Annotated in this window: 9 protein-coding genes and 1 pseudogene; 2 read left to right on the plus strand and 8 right to left on the minus strand. The window is 73.1% G+C overall.

Annotation, left to right across the window (positions count from 1 at the left end):
- Window positions 1-22: 22 nt before the first annotated feature.
- The 8 genes and pseudogenes from CP970_RS09570 to CP970_RS09600 all read right to left on the minus strand — a co-directional run bounded on the left by CP970_RS09570 (window position 23) and on the right by CP970_RS09600 (window position 16,658).
- Window positions 23-2,995 (minus strand): non-ribosomal peptide synthetase, encoded by a 2,973-nt coding sequence (locus CP970_RS09570; protein WP_224059189.1) that lies wholly within the window; start codon window positions 2,993-2,995, stop codon window positions 23-25.
- A gap of 714 nt (window positions 2,996-3,709) precedes the next feature.
- Window positions 3,710-3,988, minus strand: a pseudogene (locus tag CP970_RS45950) (condensation domain-containing protein); the annotation flags it as partial.
- Window positions 3,985-12,024 carry a non-ribosomal peptide synthetase gene (locus tag CP970_RS09575; RefSeq protein ID WP_055543457.1) on the minus strand — a complete coding sequence of 2,680 codons (8,040 nt, stop codon included), beginning with the start codon at window positions 12,022-12,024 and terminating at the stop codon, window positions 3,985-3,987. The pseudogene CP970_RS45950 and the gene CP970_RS09575, both read right to left, overlap by 4 nt.
- A gap of 159 nt (window positions 12,025-12,183) precedes the next feature.
- The gene (locus tag CP970_RS09580; protein WP_055543456.1) at window positions 12,184-13,002 is read right to left on the minus strand and encodes an ABC transporter permease; all 819 of its coding nucleotides are present in this window, start codon (window positions 13,000-13,002) and stop codon (window positions 12,184-12,186) included.
- A gap of 14 nt (window positions 13,003-13,016) precedes the next feature.
- Window positions 13,017-13,955, minus strand: coding sequence for an ABC transporter ATP-binding protein (locus tag CP970_RS09585; protein WP_055543455.1), 939 nt, complete (start codon window positions 13,953-13,955; stop codon window positions 13,017-13,019).
- 189 nt (window positions 13,956-14,144) lie between these two features.
- Window positions 14,145-15,377 (minus strand): cytochrome P450, encoded by a 1,233-nt coding sequence (locus tag CP970_RS09590; protein ID WP_055543454.1) that lies wholly within the window; start codon window positions 15,375-15,377, stop codon window positions 14,145-14,147.
- A complete protein-coding gene (locus CP970_RS09595; protein ID WP_055543453.1) occupies window positions 15,374-15,589 on the minus strand; it encodes an MbtH family protein in 216 nt (71 codons plus the stop codon). Before CP970_RS09595 ends, CP970_RS09590 begins: the two co-directional genes overlap by 4 nt.
- Window positions 15,590-15,635: 46 nt before the next feature.
- The gene (locus tag CP970_RS09600; protein ID WP_055543452.1) at window positions 15,636-16,658 is read right to left on the minus strand and encodes a class I SAM-dependent methyltransferase; all 1,023 of its coding nucleotides are present in this window, start codon (window positions 16,656-16,658) and stop codon (window positions 15,636-15,638) included.
- 146 nt (window positions 16,659-16,804) lie between these two features.
- On the opposite strand from CP970_RS09600, the gene CP970_RS09605 reads away from it, so the two are divergent.
- On the plus strand, window positions 16,805-18,604 hold the full coding sequence (locus CP970_RS09605; protein ID WP_055543451.1) for an ABC transporter ATP-binding protein: 1,800 nt from the start codon (window positions 16,805-16,807) through the stop codon (window positions 18,602-18,604).
- Between the two features lie 188 nt (window positions 18,605-18,792).
- Window positions 18,793-21,246, plus strand: coding sequence for an HAD-IC family P-type ATPase (locus CP970_RS09610; protein WP_079043084.1), 2,454 nt, complete (start codon window positions 18,793-18,795; stop codon window positions 21,244-21,246).
- The last annotated feature ends 91 nt before the right edge of the window (window positions 21,247-21,337 follow it).

Genomic DNA, 21,337 nt, shown 5'->3' on the forward strand with positions numbered 1-21,337 from the left:
GGGATGACAGGAGCGGGGGCGGTCAGCGCATGCGTCTCAGCTTGGGACGCTGCGGCGTGGCGTCGGACCCCGGCAGTTGCGGTGCGAGGGAGGCCACTGTGGGGTGCTCGAACAGCAGCGGCAGGGGGAGTTCCACGCCGAGCGATGCGCGGACCCGGCCCGCGAGCCGCATGCTCAGGAGGCTGTCGCCGCCGAGCGCGAAGAAGCTGTCGTCGACGGTGACCCCGGGCACGCCGAGCACCTCGGCGAAGAGCCCGCACAGGGCGCGCTCCCGCTCCGTGCGCGGCTCGCGGCCGCCCGCCGCGGTGGCGCGCCCGGGGGCCGGGAGCGCGGTGCGGTCCAGCTTGCCGTTGACGGTCAGCGGCAGCGCGCCGAGCACGACGACGGCCGAGGGCACCAGGTGCCCGGGCAGCCGTTCGGCCAGCGCGTCGGTGAGCCGCGCGGTGTCGACGTCGCCGGTCGCGCGGCCGCTGCCCGGCACCACATAGGCGACGAGCCGCCGGTCGCCCGGCCTGTCCTCGCGGACGACGACCGCGGCGTGCCCGACGCCCGGCTGGGCCAGGAGCACCGTCTCGATCTCGCCGGGCTCGACGCGGAATCCGCGCACCTTCACCTGCGTGTCGGCGCGCCCGGCGAACTCCAGCTGCCCGTCGGGCGTCCAGCGCGCCAGATCGCCCGTGCGGTACATGCGCTCGCCGGACACCCCGTACGAATCGGCGTACGGATCCGCGACGAAGCGCTCCCCCGTCAGGCCGGGCCGGTTGGCGTAGCCGCGTGCCAGACCCGCGCCCGCCACGTACAACTCCCCCACGGTGCCCGGCGGGACGAGCCCGAGGGAACGGTCGAGCACATAGGTGCGGGTGCCGTCCATCGGGCCGCCGATCGGCACGGTGTCCGGGACCGGGTCGCCCGGCGCGAACGCCCGGCAGGTGGCGAACGTCGTCGTCTCGGTCGGCCCGTACACGGCGACGACGGTGGTGCCGGGGCAGGCGCCGAGCACGGCGCGCAGCGGCTCGGGCGGCACGCGTTCGCCACCCGTCCACACCTCACGGAGCCCGCCGAAGCAGTCCGCCGCCTCCTCGGCGAGCACCCGGAACAGACCGATCGTCAGGAACATCGCGGTCAGGCCGTGTTCGGCGACGAGTTCCTTGACGGCGGGCGGGGTCAGCTCGCCGGGCGGGGCCACGACGATCCGGCCGCCGTTCAGGAGCGGCACCCAGATCTCGTAGGTGGCGGCGTCGAAGGCGTGCGACGAGTGCAGCAGGACCCGGTCGTGCGCGCCGCCGGTGAACCGCACGTCCGCCGCGAGGGCGATCACGTCGCGGTGCGTGACGGCGACGCCCTTGGGCAGGCCCGTGGAGCCGGAGGTGTACATCACGTACGCGAGGGCGTCCGGGTGGGCCGTGGCGCTGCCGGAGCGCGGGGCGAGGACGCTCGCGTCCTGGGTGAGGGTGCGCGGCGCCCACGCGTCGGGGAGCAGCACGTTCGCGCCGGTGTCGCGCAGGATGAACCGGCGCCGCTCCGCGGGCCAGCGGGTGTCGATCGGCACGTAGGCGGCGCCCGACCGCACGACGGCGAGCAGCGCCACCACGAGGTCCGCCGACCGGTCCATCGCGACGGCGACGCGCCGCCCGGGACCGGCCCCGCACAGCACGAGCTCGCGGGCCAACGCCTCGGCACGCACGTCCAGTTCGCGGTAGGTCAGCCGGGTGCCGCCGTCCACGACCGCGATCCGGTCGGGGGTGCGCGCGGCCTGCGCCGCGAAGAGCTGCGACAGGTCCGGCCGACCCGGGACGGGGAGCGGGCCGTGGCCGCCGCTCTGCGGGGCACCGCGCCCCCAGTCGGTGAGGGCGCGCCCGCGCTCCGTCGCGGACAGCACGTCCGTGCGGGCCACCGGGCGCCCCGGGTCCGTCGCCGCCGCCCGCAGGATGCGTACGAGGCGGTCCAGGATGTCGCGCGCGGTGGCCGCGTCGAAGAGGTCGGCCCTGTGGTCGAGGCGCAGCCGCAGCCGGTCGCCGGGGTGGGTGATCAGGGCCAGCGGGTAGTGCGTGCCGCCGTGGTCCTCGGTGCCGGTGATGCGCGGGCCCGGCGCGACGGGACCCCCGCTGGCGGCACCGCTATCGACGTCGACGTCGACGGGATAATTCTCGTGAACGACGACCGTGTCGAACAACTCCCCCCTCCCCGCGATGCGTTGGAGTTCGGCGAGCCCGACGTGCTGGTGGTCGATCAGCCGGGACTGCTCGTCCTGGAGGCGGGCGCAGACGGCGCCGAGGCTGTCGCCCGGTGCGACGCGCACGCGCACGGGCAGCGTGTTGATGAGCAGCCCCACCATGTCGGCCACACCGGGCAGCTCCGGCGGCCGCACCGACACGACGCTCCCGAACACCACGTCGTCGCGTCCCGTCAGCTTGTGCAGGAGCACTCCCCAGGCGCCCTGGATCAGGGTGTTGAGGGTCAGCCCGCCCGCGGCGGCGCGGGCGCGCAGGTCCGCGGTGAGACGTTCGTCGAGGTCGGTGGTGAGGTGGGCGGAAGCCTGGGCCCGCGCGGCGGCGTCGGGAACCGTCTCGGGGGCGAGCCGAGTGGGCCCCTCGATCCCGGCGAGCGCCGCGGACCACGCGCCGAGCGCGGCCTCGCGGTCCCGCCCGGCCAGCCAGGCGAGGTAGTCGCGGAAGGGGCGGACGCGGGGCAGGGGGGCGGGGTCGCCGTGGTGGGCGTAGAGCGCGAGCAGTTCGCGTACGAGGACGGGGACGGACCAGCCGTCGAGGAGGATGTGGTGGTGGGTGAGCGCGAACAGGTGCTCGTCGTCGGCGAGTTGAACGAGTGTGAACCTGAGGAGGGGAGGCCGCGCCAGATCGAACCCGCACTCGCGCTCCTCGCGGAGCAGCTGGGCGGCGAGGGCTTGTGGGGTGGGGGCGGCGTCTGCGGCGGGGGCGGCGAGGATTTCTGGCGCGGGCGCCGCGTCCGCGGAGGGGCCAGCGAGGACGTCTGGCACGGGGCCCACGCCAGAGGCGGGGACCGAGAGGACTTCTGCCGCAGACGCCCCCTCCGCGAAGGGGCCAGCGACAGCCTCAGACACGGGGCCCACGCCAGAGGCGGGGACCGAGAGGACTTCTGCCGCAGACGCCCCCTCCGCGAAGGGGCCAGCGACAGCCTCAGACACGGGACCCACGCCAGAGGCGGGAGCTGAGAGGACTTCTGCCGCAGACGCCCCCTCCGCGGAGGGACCAGCGACAGCCTCAGACACGGGACCCACGCCAGAGGCGGGGACCGAGAGGACTTCTGCCGCAGACGCCCCCTCCGCGAAGGGGGCAGCGAGGGCTACTGACGCAGGCGCCACATCCGCCCCGAGGGCCGCGACAGCTTCTGCCACCTCCCCGCCGGAGGCCACAGCGGCTCCTGGCGCAGGCGCCACATCCGCGCCCGAGGCCACGCCAGCCTCTGGCACGGGCGCCACATCCGCGCCCGAGGCCACGCCAGCCTCTGGCACGGCCGCAGGCGCTGCATCCGTGCCCCGGTCGGTACGACTCTCCCGCGCGGACGCCGTGCCCGCGCACAGTCCCGCAGCAACGTCAGCCCCATGGCCGGGCTCTTCGCCGCCATCCGGCCATCCGGCGTGCCCGAACGCTCCGGCACCAGGCGGCCCCCCGCCGTGCCCCGCCGCTCCGACGGCACCTGATTCCCCGCTGCCCACGCCCCGCAGGTCATGCTCCCGCCAGGGCGTATCCACCTCAGCCGCGATCAGCTGGACCGGGCGGTCCACACCCTCGTGGAGGAATGCGGCGCGGAGGTTGGCGTGGCGGGCGAGCAGGGATTGGCAGGCCGCTCGCAGGCGGGGGTGGTTCAGGGGGCCCGACAGGCGCAGGGTCAGTTGGACGCCGTAGGCGTCGACCGTGCCCGACGATCCCTCCGTGCCGTGCTGGGCGTGGTACAGCAGCCCTTCCTGCAACGGGGACAGCGGCAGGATGTCTTCGATTTCCGCGCTCACCGCGAAGTCCTCCAGGTGTTTTCGAGCCGCTCGATCTGTTCCTGGCTGAGGGAGACGAGCGCGAGGTCGGACGGCGACCTGCCGCCCGCGTCGGGCCGTCCCGCGTGCCGGGCCAGCGCGCTCAGACCGGCCAGCCAGGTACGGGCGAGCGAGGCCACATCGGGTTCGGTCAGCAGGCCGCCGGGCCAGGACAGCGTGAGCCGCAGCCGCGGCCCCGCACCGTGGTCCTCGACCAGCGTGGTGATCTCAAGGGCATGGGACAGGGGAAGCCCCGGGGTACCGCGCGGCGGCCCCTGCGGCACGGCGACGGGGTGCCAAGGTTCGGGCGCGCCCGCGGCGGCGGACGTGAGCCGCCCCAGGTGGTTGAAGAGGATCTGGGGTCGGCCGAGCGCGGCGAGCACCGGCGCCGTCCGGCCGTTGAGGTGGCGCAACAGACCGTGGCCCACCCCGCGCCCAGGCACCGCACGCAGTTGTTCCTTGACCCGCTTGAGCGCGGCGCCCGCCTCGGCGCCGCCGTCCAGGACCGCGTCCCACCCGTCCCGCGTCGAGCCCTCGTCGCCGCCCGCGTCGAGACGTACGGGATACATCGTCGTGAACCAGCCCACGGTCCGGGAAACGTCGGCGCCCGGCACGAGCGTCTCCTCGCGGCCGTGGCCCTCCACGTCGACGAGTACGCTCCCGTCGCCCGGCCCGCCCGCCCGGCGGCGCCACTCGCCGACGGCGAGGGCCAGCCCGGTGAGCAGGACCGTGGGCACGTCGGTGCGGTAGGCGGCGGGGAGCCCGTTCAGGAGCGGGTCCACGTCCCGGTCGGGGACGGTCACCGTGAGGGACGTCGCGGTCTCGCCCAGGTCCCTCGCCGGGTCCACATCACGCCCTCCGAGAGGGAGTTCCGGCGTTCGCAGGATCTCGGTCCAGGCGGACAGCTCGGCCTCGCGCCGCTCCGACCCGGCCTCGGCCACGAGCGCCGCCGCCCAGGACCGCAGCGAGGTGCCCACGGGGGCCAGCACGGGCCCGCGCCCGGCCGCCACCGCGTCCCAGGCCACCGCGAGGTCGGCGAGCAGGATCCGCCAGGACACCGCGTCGACGGCCAAGTGGTGGGCGAGCAGCACCAGTTGACCGCACCGGTCCCGGCCCGCGTCGAACCACACCGCCTGCAGCACCACCCCGTCGCGCGGCCGCAGTCGGCCCTCCGCGGCCACCGTCTCCTCCGCGACACGGGCGCGCAGGCCCGACTCGTCGAGACGGGTCGCGTCGATGCGGCGTACGCATCCCGCCGCGTCGAAGGCCCCGGCATCGGGGAGGTACGGCCGCCATCGCACGCCGCCGTCGCCGCCACGCTCGCCGTCGACATCCAGGCGCATCCGCAGCGCGTGATGGTGGCGGCCCAGGGCGTCGACCGCCGCGATCAGGCCCTCCTCGTCGAGTCCCGCGGGGGTCCACACGAGCACCGACTGGTGGAAGGCGTCGGCCCGGCCGCCGCGTTCGCGCAGCCAGTGCATGACCGGGGTCGGCTCCAGCTCCCCCGTGGGCGCCAGCTCGGCGGGCCCCGCGGGCGGGACGTCGTCGGCCGCGTCCCGCGCCACGTCGGCGAGTTCGGCGACCGTCCCGCAGCGGAACACGTCGCCGGGGGTGAGGACGAGACCGGCCGCGCGGGCCCTGCTGACCAGGTCGATGGAGAGGATGCTGTCGCCGCCGAGGTCGAAGAAGCCGTCGTCGACGGTGACCGACGCCACCGCGAGGACCTCGGCGAACAGCGCGCACAGCGTGCGTTCGCGCGTCGTGCGCGGAGCCCGGCCGCCGGGTGCGGCGGTGAAGCCCGGCGCGGGGAGCGCCGCGCGGTCGAGCTTGCCGTTGGCGGTCACCGGCAGCGCGTCGAGCGGTACGACGGCGGCGGGCACCATGTAGTCGGGCAGCAGGTCCCGCACGGAGCGCCGCACGTCCGCCGGGTCGCAGCCGCCGCCGGACGGCACCACGTAGCCGATGAGGCGGGGCTCGCCGGGCCCGTCCGCCCGGACCACCACGGCGGCCCGGGCCACCCGGGGATGTCCGAGCAGCGCCGCCTCGACCTCACCGGGCTCGATGCGGAAGCCGCGCACCTTCACCTGGTCGTCCACCCGGCCGACGTACTCGACCTGCCCGTCGGGACGCCACCGCGCCAAGTCGCCCGTACGGTACATGCGTTCACCCGCCGCGCCGTACGAAGCGGCATGGGGATCCGCGACGAAACGCTCCGCGGAGAGGCCGGGACGGCGCACATAGCCGCGCGCCAACTGCACGCCCGCCACGTACAACTCCCCCACCACACCCGGCGGTACGAGACCGAGCCGCCGGTCGAGGACGTAGAGACGCGTGTTCGCCACCGGCTCGCCGATCGGCACCGGCCCGGCGGCGGCCCCGTCGTCGTCGGCGCGGCAGTCCCACGCGGTGACGTCCACGGCCGTCTCGGTCGGCCCGTAGAGATTCGAAAGCGGCGCGTCCACCGTGGCGTGGAAGTCGGCCTCCAGCTCCCGCGTGAGGGCCTCGCCGCTGCAGAACACGCGGCGCAGCGAGGAGGGTTGGGCGGCCTTCGGCGCCTGGAGGTAGGCGCGGAGCATCGACGGTACGAAGTGGGCGACGGTCACGCCGTGCGCGCGGATCGCGTCGGCCAGGTAGTCGGGGTCCTTGTGCCCCTCGGGCTCGGCGACGACCAGTGTCGCGCCGCGCACCAGCGGCCAGAAGAACTCCCAGACGGAGACGTCGAAACTCGCGGGCGTCTTCTGGAGCACGCGGTCGGCGCGGGTCAGGCGGTAGCGCTCCTGCATCCAGTCGAGCCGATTGGCGAGCCCCGCGCGGGTGACGAGGACCCCCTTGGGGCGCCCGGTCGAGCCGGAGGTGTAGATGACGTAGGCGGGGTGGTGTCCACTCACGGACACGGACACGGATACGGACACGGGAGCGGAGGCGACGGGGGCGGTCGAGTCGTCGGGGACGTTGCCCAAGTCGTCGAGCACGACAAGCGCGCACCCCCCTGCGGGCAGCCCCTCGGCCACGCCCCCGCGCGTCACCACGCACATCGGCTCCGCATCCCTGAGCATGAACTCAAGCCGTTCCGCTGGCAGTTGCGGATCGAGCGGCAGGAACGCCGCGCCCGTCTTGAGTACGGCGAGGAGCGTGACGATCAGCTCGGTGGAGCGCGGGAGCGCGATCCCCACGACGCGTTCGGGGCCCGCGCCGAGTCCGGCCAGGTGCCGGGCGAGGCGCTCCGCGCGGGTGTCCAGTTCGCGGTACGTCAGCTCGGCGCCCCTGAAGACGAGCGCGGTGGCCTGTGGCGTTTCCTCCGCGCGCGCCGCGAACAGCTCCGGCACGGTGGCTTCGGGAAGGGAAGCCCGAGTGTCGTTCCACTCGGTCAACAGCCGCGTCTGCTCGGCGGGTTCGAGGATGTCGACCGCACTCAGTGGCTGATCGGCGTCGGCGGTGACCGCGTCGATGAACCGTACGAGCCGTCGCGCGATGCCGTCCGCCATGGCCGCGTCGAAGAGGTCCCGCGCGTACTCGACGGTGCCGGTGATCCCTGCGGCCGTGCCGTCGGCGGCGAACCGTTCGGCGAGCTCGAAGGAGAGGTCGAACTTGACGGCGGGCGCGGCGAGCGGCTCGCGCTCCACCTCGACCCCGGCGAGCTCGGCGGCCCCGTCGGCCACGCCCTGGAAGGCGAGCATCACCTGGAACAGCGGGTGCCCGGCGAGCGAGCGCCGGGGGTTGAGCGCCTCGACGAGCCGGTCGAAGGGCAGGTCCTGATGGGCGTAGGCGGAGAGGTCGCGGTCCCGCACCCGGGCGATGAGCTCCCGGAACGTCGGGTCGCCCGAGGTGTCGGTGCGCAGGACCAGGGTGTTGACGAAGAAGCCCACCAGGTCGTCGAGCGCGTCGTCCGTGCGCCCGGCGACCGGCGCCCCCAGGGGGATGTCCTCGCCCGCGCCGAGCCGGGTGAGCAGGGCGGCGACGGCGGCCTGGACGACCATGAACGCGCTGGCGCCGCCCGCGCGGCCGAGCCGTCCGATCCTGTCGTGCAGGCTCGCGTCGATGACGAGCGGCACGGAGCCGCCCCGATGAGAGGCCGCCTGCGGGCGCGGGCGGTCGTAAGGGAGCGCGAGCTCCTGCGGTAGATCCGCCAACGCGGCGCGCCAATAGATGAGTTGCGTGGCGGCGGGGCTGTCCTCGTCATCCGGGTCGCCCAGGAGCGCGCGCTGCCACAGCGTGTAGTCGGCGTAGTCCACGGGCAGCGGCGGCAGGTCGGCGCCGCCGCCCGCGCGCCGGGCCGCGTACGCCGTGGACAGGTCGCGCAGGAGCGGCGGCAGCGACCAGGCGTCGGCCGCGATGTGGTGGATGACCAGGAGCAGGACGTGGTCGTCGGCGCCGACGTGCCACAGGGTGGCGCGCAGCGGGGCGTCCCGTGTGAGGTCGAAGCCGCGCGCGGCCTCGGCGGCGAGCAGCCCCCGCACCTCGTCGGGCGTCGCATCGCGCACGGTCAGCGCCGGTACGCCCCCGGTGCCCGCGGCGCCGGTCAGGATTCGCTGGTGGGGCCGTCCCTCGGGTCCCTGCGGGAAGACCGTGCGCAGGCTCGCGTGCCGCTCGGTGACGTCGGACAGGGCGAGGGCGAGCGCCGCGCGGTCGAGCGGCCCCGTCAGGCGCAGGGCAAGGGGCATGTTGTAGGTGGCGCCGGGGCCTTCGAGCTGCTCGATGAGCCACAGGCGGCGCTGCGCGTAGGACAGCGGCAGCGGCTCGGGGCGGGCGGCGTCGGGCACCGGAAGGAGCGGCGGGCCTGCCCGCTTCACGCGGGACAGGCCCTCGGACAAGCTCTCGGCCAGCGCCGCGACCGTGGGCGTCTCGAACAGCGCCCGCATCTCCAGTTCGAGGCCGAGCGCGGAGCGCACCCGGCCCGCGAGGCGCGTGGCCGTCAGGGAGTGTCCGCCCAGGTCGAAGAAACTGTCGTCGATGCCCACACCTGAGACGCGGTCGGCACGGTCCACGCCGAGGACATCGGCGAAGAGCCCGCACAGAGTGGCCTCCAGCGGGGTGCGCGGGGACCTGCCCGGGGTCGGCGTGCCGAAGTCGGGGGCGGGCAGGGCCGCGCGGTCGAGCTTGCCGTTCGCGGTGATCGGCAGCGCGTCCACGACGACGACGGCGGCGGGCACCATGTAGTCGGGCAGGTGCCCGGCCAGCGCGGTGCGCAGGGCGCTGGGATCGGGGGTCGTGGTGCCGGGCTCGCCCGAGGGCACGACGTAGGCGACGAGCCGCTTGTCCACACCGTCACCGCCGCTCCGCGCCCCGACGCCAGCCGTACCCGCACCGGCACCCGCACCCGCGCCCGCGCCCGCGCCCGCGAACTCCCTTACCAGCGCAACCGCTTGGCCGACCTCGGGGCGACGCCTGAGGGCCGACTCGATCTCGCCGGGCTCGATGCGGAAGCCGCGGATCTTGACCTGGTCGTCGGCGCGCTCCAGATGGTCGAGGGTGCCGTCGGGCCGCCACCGGGCGATGTCCCCGGTGCGGTACATGCGCTCACCGGGCGCCCCGAAGGGATCGGGCAGGAACCGCCCCGCGGTGAGCGAGGGACGCCCCCAGTAGCCGCGCGCGACGCCCGCGCCCGCGAGGTACAGCTCGCCCGCGACGCCGACGGGCACGGGGCGCAGCCCGGCGTCGAGGACGTGGGCGCGGGTGTGGTCCATGGGGCGGCCGATCGGCACGGCGTCGGGCACCGGGTCGGCGGCGGTGAACGGGAGGTGGGTGGCGAACGCGGTGGTCTCGGTCGGCCCGTAGGTGGTGCGGATCACCAGGTCGGGGCAGGCCCGCTGGAGCGCGCGGATCGCGTCGGCGGAGACGACGTCGCCGCCGGTGGAGATCTCCCGCAGCCCGGCGAAGACGTGCGGCGCTTCCTGCGCGAGCACCCTGAACAGCCCTGCGGTGGCATGGAAGTTGGTGGCACGGTGGGTGGCGATGAGCCGCCCGATGTGTTCGGCCGTGGGCGGTACTTCCGGCGCCACGACGATCCGGCCGCCGCGCAGCAGCGGCACCCAGAGCTCGTAGGTGGACGCGTCGAAGGCGTGGTTGGCGTGGAAGACGACGCATGCGGCGACGTCGTCGCGCCAGCACCGGTCGAGGGCGAAGGCCGCCACGTTGGCGTGGGTGACGGCCACGCCCTTGGGCAGGCCGGTGGAGCCGGAGGTGAACATCACGTACGCGAGGGCGTCGCCCGGCACGTCGGCGCCCGGCACATCCGTGCCCGGTATGTCCGCGTCCGGGCCGCCCACCTCGATCACGGGCGGCCCGCCCCCGGCCGTCACCGGGTGCGTGCTCCCCACGTCGTCGGTCAGCAAGGCGCGCGCCGCCGTGTCGGCGAGGATCCGGCGGGCCCGCTCAGGCGGGTGCCCCCGGTGCAGCGGCACGTAGCCCGCGCCCGCCTTGAGCGTCGCGAGGATCGCCACTACGAGGTGGGCCGAGCGCCGCATCAGGATCGCGACGAGGTCGCCGGGGGCCACGCCCCGCGCGGTGAGGCTTCGCGCAAGACGGTCGGCGCGGGCGTTCAACTCCCCGTACGTAAGGGCCTGTTCATCGTCGACGACGGCAGTCGCGTCGGGGCGCAGACGTGCCTGCCGTTCGAAGAGGCGCGGGAGGCTCTCCGTGGGCGGCGGCGTCCCCGTGCCGGTGGCACGCCAGGTGCGCAGCAGGTCCCGCTCGGCGTCGCCGAGCACGTCGATGCCGTCGACCGGCTGGTCGGGGGTGCGGGCGAGCGCGTCGAGGAACGCGGTGAAGCGGTCCCGGTGCCGGGTCAGGCCGTCGGCGTCGTACACCGCGGGGTTGGCCTCCAGCTCGACGAGGACGCCGCCCGCGCCGTCCTGGGTGCCGACGGCGACGACCGACAGGTCCTTGACGGGGCCCGTCATGACCTGGTGGCGGGTGACGCGCAGGCCCGCGAAGGCCGGTTCCTCCTCGTAGGCGATGGTGTTCACGGACGGGCCGTGCAGTTCGTCGAAGGCGCCCGAAAGGCCGAGTTCCGCGCGGAGTTCCTCGCCCCGGTAGCGCTGGTGCCCGATCGCCTCGCTGACCTTCCGGCGGGTCCTGGCGACCAGTTCGGCGAACGTCGTCGTGTCGTCGAGGGTGAGCCGCAGCGGCAACACGTTCACCGCCATGGAGGGCGTGGCGGCCGACGCCCCGCCCGCCCGCGCGGCGAGCGGCAGCCCGATGACCACCTCGCGGGCGCCGCCGATCCTGTGCAGATAGGCGGCGGTGGCGGCGACGACGAGCAGCGACCAGCGGCCAGCGGCGCCCGGCACCGCGTCCAGGAGCCCCCGCACGCGCTCCCCCGGCAGCCGTACGGCGCTGCGCAGCACCTCGGCACGGGGTGGCGCGGTGCGGCCCGCGAGGGTGACGGGCGCGGGCGCGCCGGTGAACTCCCGCAGCCAGTGGGCGCGGTCGCGGGCGTGCCGGGCGGAGGCGCGGTACTCCGCGTCCTCGTCGAGGAGGACGCTCAGCGGCGCGAAGGGGCTCGGTCCGGGGTCGCGGCCCGCCACCAGGGCGCTGTAGAGGTCGGCGAGGCGACGCAGATAGAGGCTCTGGCCGTATCCGTCGAGGGTGATGTGGTGGTAGCGCAGCTGGAGCCAGGCCCGGTCGTCGGCGATCCGGAGCAGGGTGTGCGCGGCGAGCGGGCCGCGCGCCAGGTCCATGGAGGCCCCGAGGTCGGCGTCCGTCCACGCGCGGGCGGCGGCCTCCCGCTCGGCGGCGGGTCCGGCCCGCAGGTCGACGACGGTCAGCGGCTCCTCGGGCACGTCCGCGATCCGCACGCGCAGTTCGTCCTCGTACGCGACGAACCGCGTCCGCAGCGTCTCGGCCTCGGTGACCGCGCGCCGCACGGCTTCGCGGAGCAGCGGTACGTCGAGGCCGCGGCCCTCGACGACGAGGCGGACCCCGCAGTGGTAGAGCGTGCTGTCGGGGTCCAGCTGGTGGGCCAGCCAGACGCCTTGCTGCGCGGCGCTCGCTGCTCGGTACGCGTTCGGGTCTGACACTCCGACAGTGTCGAAGAGCGCGGTATGCGGGCTCTATTGACGCGTTATCAGTTGATGGAGGGGCATGTCGGGATACGGAGCGGCCCGGGAGCGGTGACGCCGAAGGGGGGTGGCATCACCGCCCCCGGGCCGTTCGGACCGGGAGCCTGCGGGGGATTTTCAGGCGTCCCGGCGTCGGAGGAGCGTGCGACCGCCGATGAAGCTCACCAGGGTCCACACCAGGAGGACGATCAGTGCGGTGCCGGAGCCGTAGGGCTCGGTGTCCTGGGTCATCAGGACCACGCCCGCGTTGCCCGGCATATAGTCGGCCGCGTCCTTCAGCCAGTCGACGCCGACGACCGACATGATCTGCGGCACCGCGAGGAGCATCATGATCACGGTGGTGATGGTGCCCGCCGCACTGCGCATCATCGTGCCGAGGCCGACGGTGAACAGGGCGAGCAGGGCGAGGTAGGCACCCGTGCCGAGGGCCGTCTTGGCGAACTCGCCGCCGGTGAACTCGCCGTAGTCACCCATCAGCGGGGCGGCGACGAGGGTGCCGAGGGCGCTGAACACCATGCCGGTGACCAGGGCCACCGCCGTGACGACGACCGACTTGGCGAAGAACATCCGCTTGCGTACGGGCACGCTCTGCAGGGTGGTGAGGATGGAGCGGCTCGCGTACTCGCTGGTGATGGCGAGGGTGGCGAGCATGACGGTGGTCAGCTGCACGAGCAGCACGGCGTCGGTGGCCGCGTGCGGCGCGGGTTCGGCGACGCTGACGCCGTTCTTCGCGCTCGCCTCGGCGGACATGCCGACGATCGCGGAGAAGCCCGTCATCAGGACGACGGCGGCGAGGAGGTTCCACCAGGTGGAGCGGACCGTCCACAGCTTGGTCCACTCGAACGCGAGCGCTCCGCGCAGGCCGCCGCCCTTGAGCTTGGCCCGACCCTCGGTCTGGCCCTGGGTCGGGCCACTGGGAATGGCTGTCGCAGTCATGGCTTTCGGGCTTCCTATCGCTTCGCGTCCGACGGTTGCTGGGTGATGCCTGCCGCCTCGTACTCGACGCTGGCCGCCGTGAGCTCCATGTAGGCCTGCTCCAACGAGGCGTTGCGCTGGCTGAGTTCGAAGATCGGCAGGCCCAGGCGGTGGGCGGTGGAGCCGATGTCCTCCAGCGAACCGCCGGTCACCAGGAGGGCGTTGCCCTCGGGGTGTTCCTTGGCGTCCAGGCCGGTGCGCACCAGTTCCTTCTGGAGCACGTCCAGATCGGTGGTGACGACCTTCATCGAGTTCATCGAGGATCCTGAGATGACCTCCTCGATGGGCGCGTCCGCGATGAGCTTGCCGCGGCCGATGACGACGAGGTGGTCGGCGGTGTCCTGCATCTCGCTCATCAGGTGGCTCGACACGAAGACCGTGCGGCCCTCGGCGGCGAGCGAGCGGATGAACTCGCGGACCCAGCGCACCCCGTCGGGGTCGAGGCCGTTGACCGGCTCGTCGAAGAGCAGCACCTTCGGGTCGCCGATGAGCGCGACCGCGATGCCCAGGCGCTGGCCCATGCCGAGCGAGAACGAGCCGATGCGCTTGTTCTTCACCTCGCCGAGGCCGACGACGTCGAGGACCTCGGTGACCCGCTTGGCGGAGATGCCGTTGCTCCGGGCCAGGCCCAGGAGGTGGTGGTACGCGGTACGGCCCGGGTGTCCGGCTTTGGCGTCCAGGAGCGCTCCGACCTCGCTGAGCGGGTGTCGCAACGCGCTGTACGGCTTGCCGTTGATGAGCGCCTGTCCCGAGGTGGGTTCGTCAAGGCCCAGGATCATGCGCATGGTCGTCGACTTGCCCGCCCCGTTGGGGCCGAGGAAGCCGGTGACCTTGCCGGGCTTGATCTCCAGAGACAGGTCGTTAACAGCGGCCTTGTCGCCGTACCGCTTGGTCACGCCGTTCAACGTGATCATGGTGGTTGTGCTCCTTCCCTTGCAGCACCACGACCGTAGGACGCGGGCCGCACCCGCCACATCTGGCGTTCGGCACCGCTGGAATTGACCTTCGGCAGTGCTCCGGTCATACGAGTGGGGTACGTACGGGGGGACGCGGAAACGACGAAGGGCGAGGAGGCGCTGTGCCTCCTCGCCCTTCGTCGGCGCTCATTCCTCCCAGGGCGTCGGCCCTCGTTGGGGGGTGAGGGCGACCGGCAGACTGCTCATGCCGGACAGGAAGTTCGAGTAGATGTGCCGCTCGTCCCCGACCTGCTCGACCTCCGCGACGAACGTGCGCAGACCGTCGAGCATCGCGGTGATCTCCACCCGGCCGAGATGGGCCCCCAGGCAGAAGTGCGGGCCGTACCCGAGGGTGAGGTGCTTGTTCGGGCTCCGGCCGAGGTCGAAGCGGTACGGGTCGTCGAAGACGCCCTCGTCCCTGTTGGCCGCGTTGAACCAGAGGGTCACCAGGTCGCCTTCGGCGATGGTGCGCCCGTGCAGTTCGACGTCCTCGGTGGCCACCCGGCCGAAGTGCATGGTGGGTGTCGTCCAGCGAAGCACCTCCTCGCCCGCGCTCGCCATCGTGACGTCGCCGCTCTTGAGCGCCCGCCACTGGTCGGGCCGCTGGATCATGGCGTGCACGGCGCCGATCATCGAGAGCCTGCTGGTCTCGTCGCCGCCCATGATCAGGCTGTAGCAGTTCAGGACGATGTCGTCCTCGTGCAGCAGCTCCCCGCCCACCTTGCGGGTGGCGAGCAGACTGATGACGTCGTCGCCCGGGTTCGCCCTGCGCTGCCGCGTCAAGTCGTGGAAGTACAGGAGCAGTTCGCCACGGGCGAGCCGGTCCTCACCGCTGTCCTGGTTCGCGTAGTCGGAGGCGAGCGCCGACTTGGTCAGGGTGAGGATGTAGTCGCGATCCGCCTCGGGCACGGCGAGCAGGTCACAGATGGTGGCCAGCGGGATGTGCGAGGCGATGTCCTGCGCGAAGTCGACCTTGCCGCGCTCCAGCGCCTCCTCCAGGAGGCGCCGGGTGGTGGAGCGCACTCGCTGGGCCACGCCCGCCAGGGCGCGCGGCGAGAAGGCCGACATCAGTACCGTGCGCAGCTCCTTGTGCCGGGGCCCGTCGGTGACCGCCAGCATCCGGCCCGCGCCCGAGTCACCGCCGTGCAGCATCGTGGCGAGCACGTTGCCCTTCTCGGAGGTGAAGCGGGCGGGGTCGCGCAGGATGGCGGACACGTCGGCGTGCCGGGTCACGACCCAGAATCCCGGGGTGTCCGCCGTGCCCGGGTGCCAGTGGACCGGATCGTCCCTGCGCAGCCCCGCCCAGACCTCGTCCATGCCGGGATCGAGGTGGCTGGTGGGGTCGACCAGGTCGGGGACGGCCGGTACGGCCTGGGTCACTTGCTCCCGTCCATGGCGTCGACGAGGCTCTTGGGCCGCATGTCGGTCCAGTTCCGCTCGATGTACTCGAGGCAGTCCTTGCGGGCGGCCTCGCCGAAGACGGACCTCCAGCCCTCGGGCACGTCGACGAACACGGGCCACAGGGAGTGCTGGTTCTCGTCGTTCACGAGGACCAGGTACTGGGCGTCGTCGTTCTCGAAGGGGTTGGTCATGGCGCGTGTTCCTTTCCGGGACGGTCGGTTGCGAAGAGTATGCGGATCACGGGTTCTTACGGCCGATGCCGACGACGGCACGGCGCGGGATCGTGATCCGCCAGGCGTCGCTCTCCTCGTCGAAGCCTAGTTCGGCCTCCAGGAGGCCGCCCTCGGCGTCCTCGTAACGGAAGATGGACTGGGCCGTCTTCGCCGTCCACCGGTAGGCGTCCGCTTCGTCGCGGTCCTTGAGGAGCTTGGTCAGGCCGTACATGTTGAGCAGGTACTTGCCGATTTCCAGCTCCGCGGCTTCCGGCGTGGGTCCTGTCGCCGTGTACGGGTCGTCGATCTCCAGGACTTCGTACGAGTCGAATCCGGCCTTTTCCAGATAGCCGGTGATCTCGTCCCACGTGAAATGCAGGAATTTGTGTCCGGTCTCCGAGTAGGCGTCGGTGACCTGCTCGAACCAGACGTCGACGGGCGAGCCGACGAGGAAGTCGTGCAGCACGAAGGTGCCGCCGGGACGCAGCGTGCGGGCCGCTTCGGTGGCGACGGACTGCCGGTCGGACGGCGGCACGTGGTGCGAGCCGTAGGCGAGGAGCACGGCGTCGACCGAGCTGTCCTTGAGCAGCGGTCGCTCCGCGCGCTGCAACAGCGCGGGCTTGCCCGCCGCCCAGGCCGCCGAGATCATGTGGGGCGACGCGTCGCAGGTCAGAATGTTGAAGTCGGTGATGCCCAGCTCTTCGCAGACGGTCCGGATGAGACCGTCACCGCCGAGCAGGTCGACGAGGTAGCGCTCACCGGAGCGCTCGGCGGAGCCACCGGCGAACCCCAGGAGCTTCTTGATCCCGGTGGCACGCGCCTGGGTGTTGATGGCCTGGGCGTGGAGGTACTCGATACCGCGCCCGCCGGCCTCGTCGCTGCCGAAGTCGTCGTGCTTGACCGGCCGTTCCTGCGTCTCGGCCGAGAAGGACTCCAACCGCTCGCCGTCGACGAGCGCGTGCCACTCGGGGAATTGCCTTTTGAGCTCCTCCAGTTGACCGAGGAGGTTCTCTCCTGTGGGGGCATACCCGCGCGTTGATGCATGCACTGACGAACTCTCCTATGGCCGCGGGGAAGAGGACTGTAGGCCGTACAATAGAAAGCGTCTCTTTTCTTCTGTTATTGATCCGTTTTCCGAGCGGTTCGCGGGATTGATAAGAGGCCCATAACGAAGGCCCCTAGCCTCCCCGTTCCATGAAGACTTCTCGGCGTCCTGCGCGGCGTCGCGCCGGGCTGCGCGCGCTCCTGCCGTATCTGCGGGTCCATCGGGGAGCACTGGTCGTGGTGGCCGTGCTGTCCCTCCTGGAGACCGGCGGCACGCTGGCCCAGCCGCTCCTGACCAGGTCGGTGCTCGACCACATCCAGGCCGAGGAGTCCGTGGCCACCGAGGTGGTCCTGCTCGTCGTCGTCCTCACGGCCGTGGCCGTGATCAGCGGCGTACGCGACTTCATGCTCCAGCGCACCGCGGAGGGCCTGGTGCTCACCACCAGGCGCTGGCTGGTGGCCCATCTGCTGCGGCTGCCGATCGCGGAGTACGACCTGCGCCGCACCGGCGACCTGCTCTCCCGGGTGGGCGCGGACACCACGCTGCTGCGCGCGGTGGTCACCTCGGGGCTCCTGGAGTCCGTCACGAGCATCGTCATGGTCGTCGGCTCGGCGATCGCGATGGCCGTCCTGGACCTGCCGCTGTTCGCCGCGGCGGTCGGCGGCATCCTCGTCGGACTGCTCGCCGTCCTCGCGCTGGCGCGGCGGATGCGGTCGGCCTCGCACCGGGCGCAGATGCGGATGGGCGACATGACGGCCTCCGTGGACCGCGCCCTGTCGGCCGTACGCACGATCCGGGCCAGCGGCGCCGAGGAGCGCGAGAGCGCCGTCATCGACAAGGACGCGCAGGCCGCCCATGACGCGGGCCTCGACGTCGGCAAGCTGCAGGCGCTGATCACGCCCATCACCACGACGACCATGCAGGTCGCCTTCCTGGTGGTGCTCGGCGTGGGCGGCGCGCGGGTCGCGGACGGCGCGATGAGCGTGGGCGACCTGGTCGCCTTCGTGCTGCTGCTGTTCATGCTGTGGTTCCCGCTCGGCCGGGCCCTGAACGCCTACACCCGGCTGCAGAGCGGCCTCGGCGCGCTGCACCGCATCGAGGAGGTCTTCGACCTGCCGCAGGAGACGGGTGACGAGGACGAGAAGCCGTTGCGCACCGTGCTGTCGGTCAAGGAACGCACCGCTCCCGGCAGTTCGGCCGCCGACCACGCCGGATCCCCGCCCGCCGTCGAGTTCGACCGCGTCTCCTTCTCGTACGCGACGGGCGAGCAGGTCCTGCACGACGTGAGCTTCAGCGTGCCGCGCGGCACCAGGACCGCCCTGGTCGGTCCTTCCGGCGCGGGCAAGTCGACGCTGCTCTCGCTGATCGAGCGGTTCTACGACGTGACGGGCGGCACGATCCGCGTGCACGGCCAGGACGTCCGCGATCTGCCGCGGGCCGAACTGCGCGCCAGGCTCGGCTACGTGGAGCAGGAGGCCCCGGTGCTCGCGGGCACGCTGCGCAACAACCTCGCCCTCACCGCCCCCAAGGCGACCGAGGACGACATGATGGAGGCGCTGCGCTCGGTCAATCTGCAGGACATCGTGGCCCGCACCGACGACGGGCTCGACGCCCAGGTCGGCGAGGGCGGTGTGCTGCTCTCGGGCGGCGAACGCCAGCGTCTCGCGCTGGCCAGGACGTTCCTCGCGCGTCCTCCGATCATGCTGCTCGACGAGGCCACCAGCAATCTGGACGCCCGCAACGAAGCGGCGATGCGGGACGCGATCAGCTTCGCCTCCGCGGACCGCACGCTCGTCGTCGTCGCCCACCGGCTCTCGACGGTGGTCGACAGCGATCAGATCGTGGTGGTCGAGCGCGGCCGCGTCGCGGCGGTGGGCAGGCACGGCGAGCTGACCGGTTCGAGCCCGCTCTACCGTGAACTCGCCAGCCACCAGCTGCTGGTCAACTGAGCCCGTCAGCCGCTGGTCACTGAGCCCGTCCGGCGGCCGCCACCCCATCGAAAGTACCGGCCAAGTCATACCGTTCGTGCCTGGTGGCGGCCTCTTCCCTGCTTCTACGGTCGCTCCGGGGCACACAGCCGGGCCGTTCCTCGCGGAGGGAGCGGCCCGGCACGACGAGTGCGGAGGGCACCGGAAGCATGGAGAAGCGGGTAGAGGCGCACGGCGAGACCGGTCGTGGCGCCGACCCTGAAGCCTTCGCCGACCCTGAGGCCTTCGCCGGTCCCGTGCCCGCGGGGCCCGTCGACGCGGCGCTCGGACTCACCGCGGACCAGGTGGCCGAGCGGGTCGCGCGGGGCCGTGTCAACGAGGTCCCCGCCCGGTCGAGCCGGGGCGTCGGGGAGATCGTCCGCGCCAATCTGTTGACACGGATCAACGCGGTCATCGGCGTCCTCTTCGTGATCATCATGGTCGTGGGGCCCGTCCAGGACGCCCTGTTCGGCGGCGTGATCCTCGCCAACACCCTGATCGGCATCGTCCAGGAGCTCCGCGCCAAGCGGACCCTGGACCGGCTCGCCGCCGTCGGCGGGGCCCGGCCCCGGGTGTGGCGCGACGGCGCCCCGGTGGCGCTCGGCGCGGCCGGGATCGTCATCGACGACACCGTCGACCTGCGCCGGGGCGACCGGATCGTGGTGGACGGCCTGGTCCGCGTCGCCGAGGGCCTGGAGGTCGACGAGTCGCTCCTGACCGGCGAGGCGGACCCGGTCGTCAAACGTCCGGGCGACACCGTGCTGTCGGGCGGCTTCGTGGTGGCGGGCACCGGGACGTTCACCGCGACCCGGGTGGGCCGCGAGGCGTACGCGGCGCAGCTCGCCGAGGAGGCCCGCGGGTTCGCCCTGGTCAACTCCGAGCTGCGCGACGGCATCGACCGGATCCTGCGGTTCGTGACGCTCGCCATGGTGCCCGCGGGCATCGCGCTGATCATCACGCAGCTGACGGTCCACGACGACGACGTGCCCGAGGCCGTACGCCGCATGGTGGGCGGTCTGGTGCCGATGGTGCCCGAGGGCCTCGTGCTGCTCACCTCGCTGGCGTTCGCCGTCGGCGTGGTCCGGCTCGGCAAGCAGCGGTGCCTGGTCCGGGAGCTGCCCGCGATCGAGGGCCTGGCCCGCGTCGACACCGTGTTCCTGGACAAGACGGGCACGCTCACCGAGCCGTCCATGGACGTCGACGAGGTCCACTCGCTGGATCCGGCCGTCCCCGTGGCGGCGGTGCTCGGCGCGCTCGGCGCCGTCGAGGAAGCGCCCGACGCGAGCATGCGGGCGATCGTCGAGGCGCATCCGGATCCCGCCGAGTGGGTGCGCACGGCCGACGCGCCGTTCTCCTCGGCCCGTCGCTGGAGCGGCGCCACCTTCGTCGAGGCGTGCGGCGTCGAGTCGACCTGGCTGATCGGCGCGCCCGACACGCTGCTGCGCCCCGGGCACACGGTGCTCGCCGCCGCCGACACCTACGGCGCGCGCGGCCTGCGGGTGCTGCTGCTCGCCCGCTGCTCGCGGCCGCTCGACGCACTGCTGCGAGACCCGGCGGCGGTGCGGGACGCGGCGGTGCCGTGCGCCCTTGTCACCCTCAAGCAGCGCATCCGCGAGGAAGCCCCCGACGCCCTGCGGTACTTCGCCGAGCAGGGCGTCACCACGAAGGTGCTGTCCGGCGACAGCGCGGTCTCCGTCGGCGCGGTCGCCGCGGGCCTCGGCCTGCCGGGCGCGCACCACCCCGTGGACGCCCGCTATCTGCCGGAGGCCCCCCACGAGCTGGCCGAGGCGGTCGGCCGCGGGGACGTCTTCGGCCGGGTCGGTCCGCGGCAGAAGCAGGACATGGTCAAGGCGCTGCGGGCCAAGGGGCACACCGTGGCGATGACGGGCGACGGCGTCAACGACGTGCTCGCCCTCAAGGACGCCGACATCGGTGTGGCGATGGGCTCGGGATCCCCCGCCGCCCGCGCGGCCGCCCGCATCGTGCTGCTCGACAACAGCTTCGCGACGCTGCCTTCGGTGCTCGCCGAGGGCCGCCGCGTCATCGGCAACGTCGAACGCGTAGCCCATCTCTTCCTCACCAAGACCGTCTACTCGGTCCTGCTGGCCATCGTGATCGTCTGCGCGCGCGTGCCCTATCCGTTCCTGCCCCGGCACATCACGCTGATCGGCGCGCTGACCATCGGCGTGCCCGCGTTCTTCCTGGCGCTCGCGCCCGGCAAGGAACGCGCGCGGCCCGACTTCGTGGGCCGGGTGCTGCGCTTCGCGCTCCCCGCGGGCGCGCTCGCCGCGCTCGCCACGTCGGTGGCGTATCTGGTGGCCCGGCAGGTGTACGACGGCGACCTGGCCGCGGAGACCTCCGCGGCGACGCTCGCGCTGTTCCTCGTCGCGCTGTGGGCCCTGGCCATCATCGCCCGCCCCTACACGTGGTGGCGGGTCCTGCTGGTCCTGACCATGGCGGCGGGCTTCTGCCTCGTCCTTCTCGTCCCCGCCCTGCGGGACGTGTTCCAGCTGCGCCTGACCGGTGTCACCGCGCCCTGGGCCGCGGTGGGCTGTGCCGTGGTCGCGGGCCTGGCACTCGAACTCGTGTGGGCCTACGGCAGGCGCGCTCGCGCCGCCATCTGAACCACCCCTGGAGGAGCGGTCCCCCCGTGCCGCTCCGAAGAAGGGGAAGGGCCGTCCGGCACACCGACGGACGGCCCTTCTCCTTTCTGAC

Origin of the sequence: Streptomyces kanamyceticus, from assembly GCF_008704495.1 — a bacterium.
Taxonomy (GTDB): Bacteria; Actinomycetota; Actinomycetes; order Streptomycetales; family Streptomycetaceae; genus Streptomyces; species Streptomyces kanamyceticus.

Excerpts from the sequence above, each read along its gene's own strand:
- CP970_RS09580 (WP_055543456.1), bottom strand. The coding sequence starts at position 13,002 with ATGACTGCGACAGCCATTCCCAGTGGCCCGACCCAGGGCCAGACCGAG.
- CP970_RS09610 (WP_079043084.1), top strand. The coding sequence starts at position 18,793 with ATGGAGAAGCGGGTAGAGGCGCACGGCGAGACCGGTCGTGGCGCCGAC.
- CP970_RS09605 (WP_055543451.1), top strand. The coding sequence starts at position 16,805 with ATGAAGACTTCTCGGCGTCCTGCGCGGCGTCGCGCCGGGCTGCGCGCG.
- CP970_RS09595 (WP_055543453.1), bottom strand. The coding sequence starts at position 15,589 with ATGACCAACCCCTTCGAGAACGACGACGCCCAGTACCTGGTCCTCGTG.
- CP970_RS09585 (WP_055543455.1), bottom strand. The coding sequence starts at position 13,955 with ATGATCACGTTGAACGGCGTGACCAAGCGGTACGGCGACAAGGCCGCT.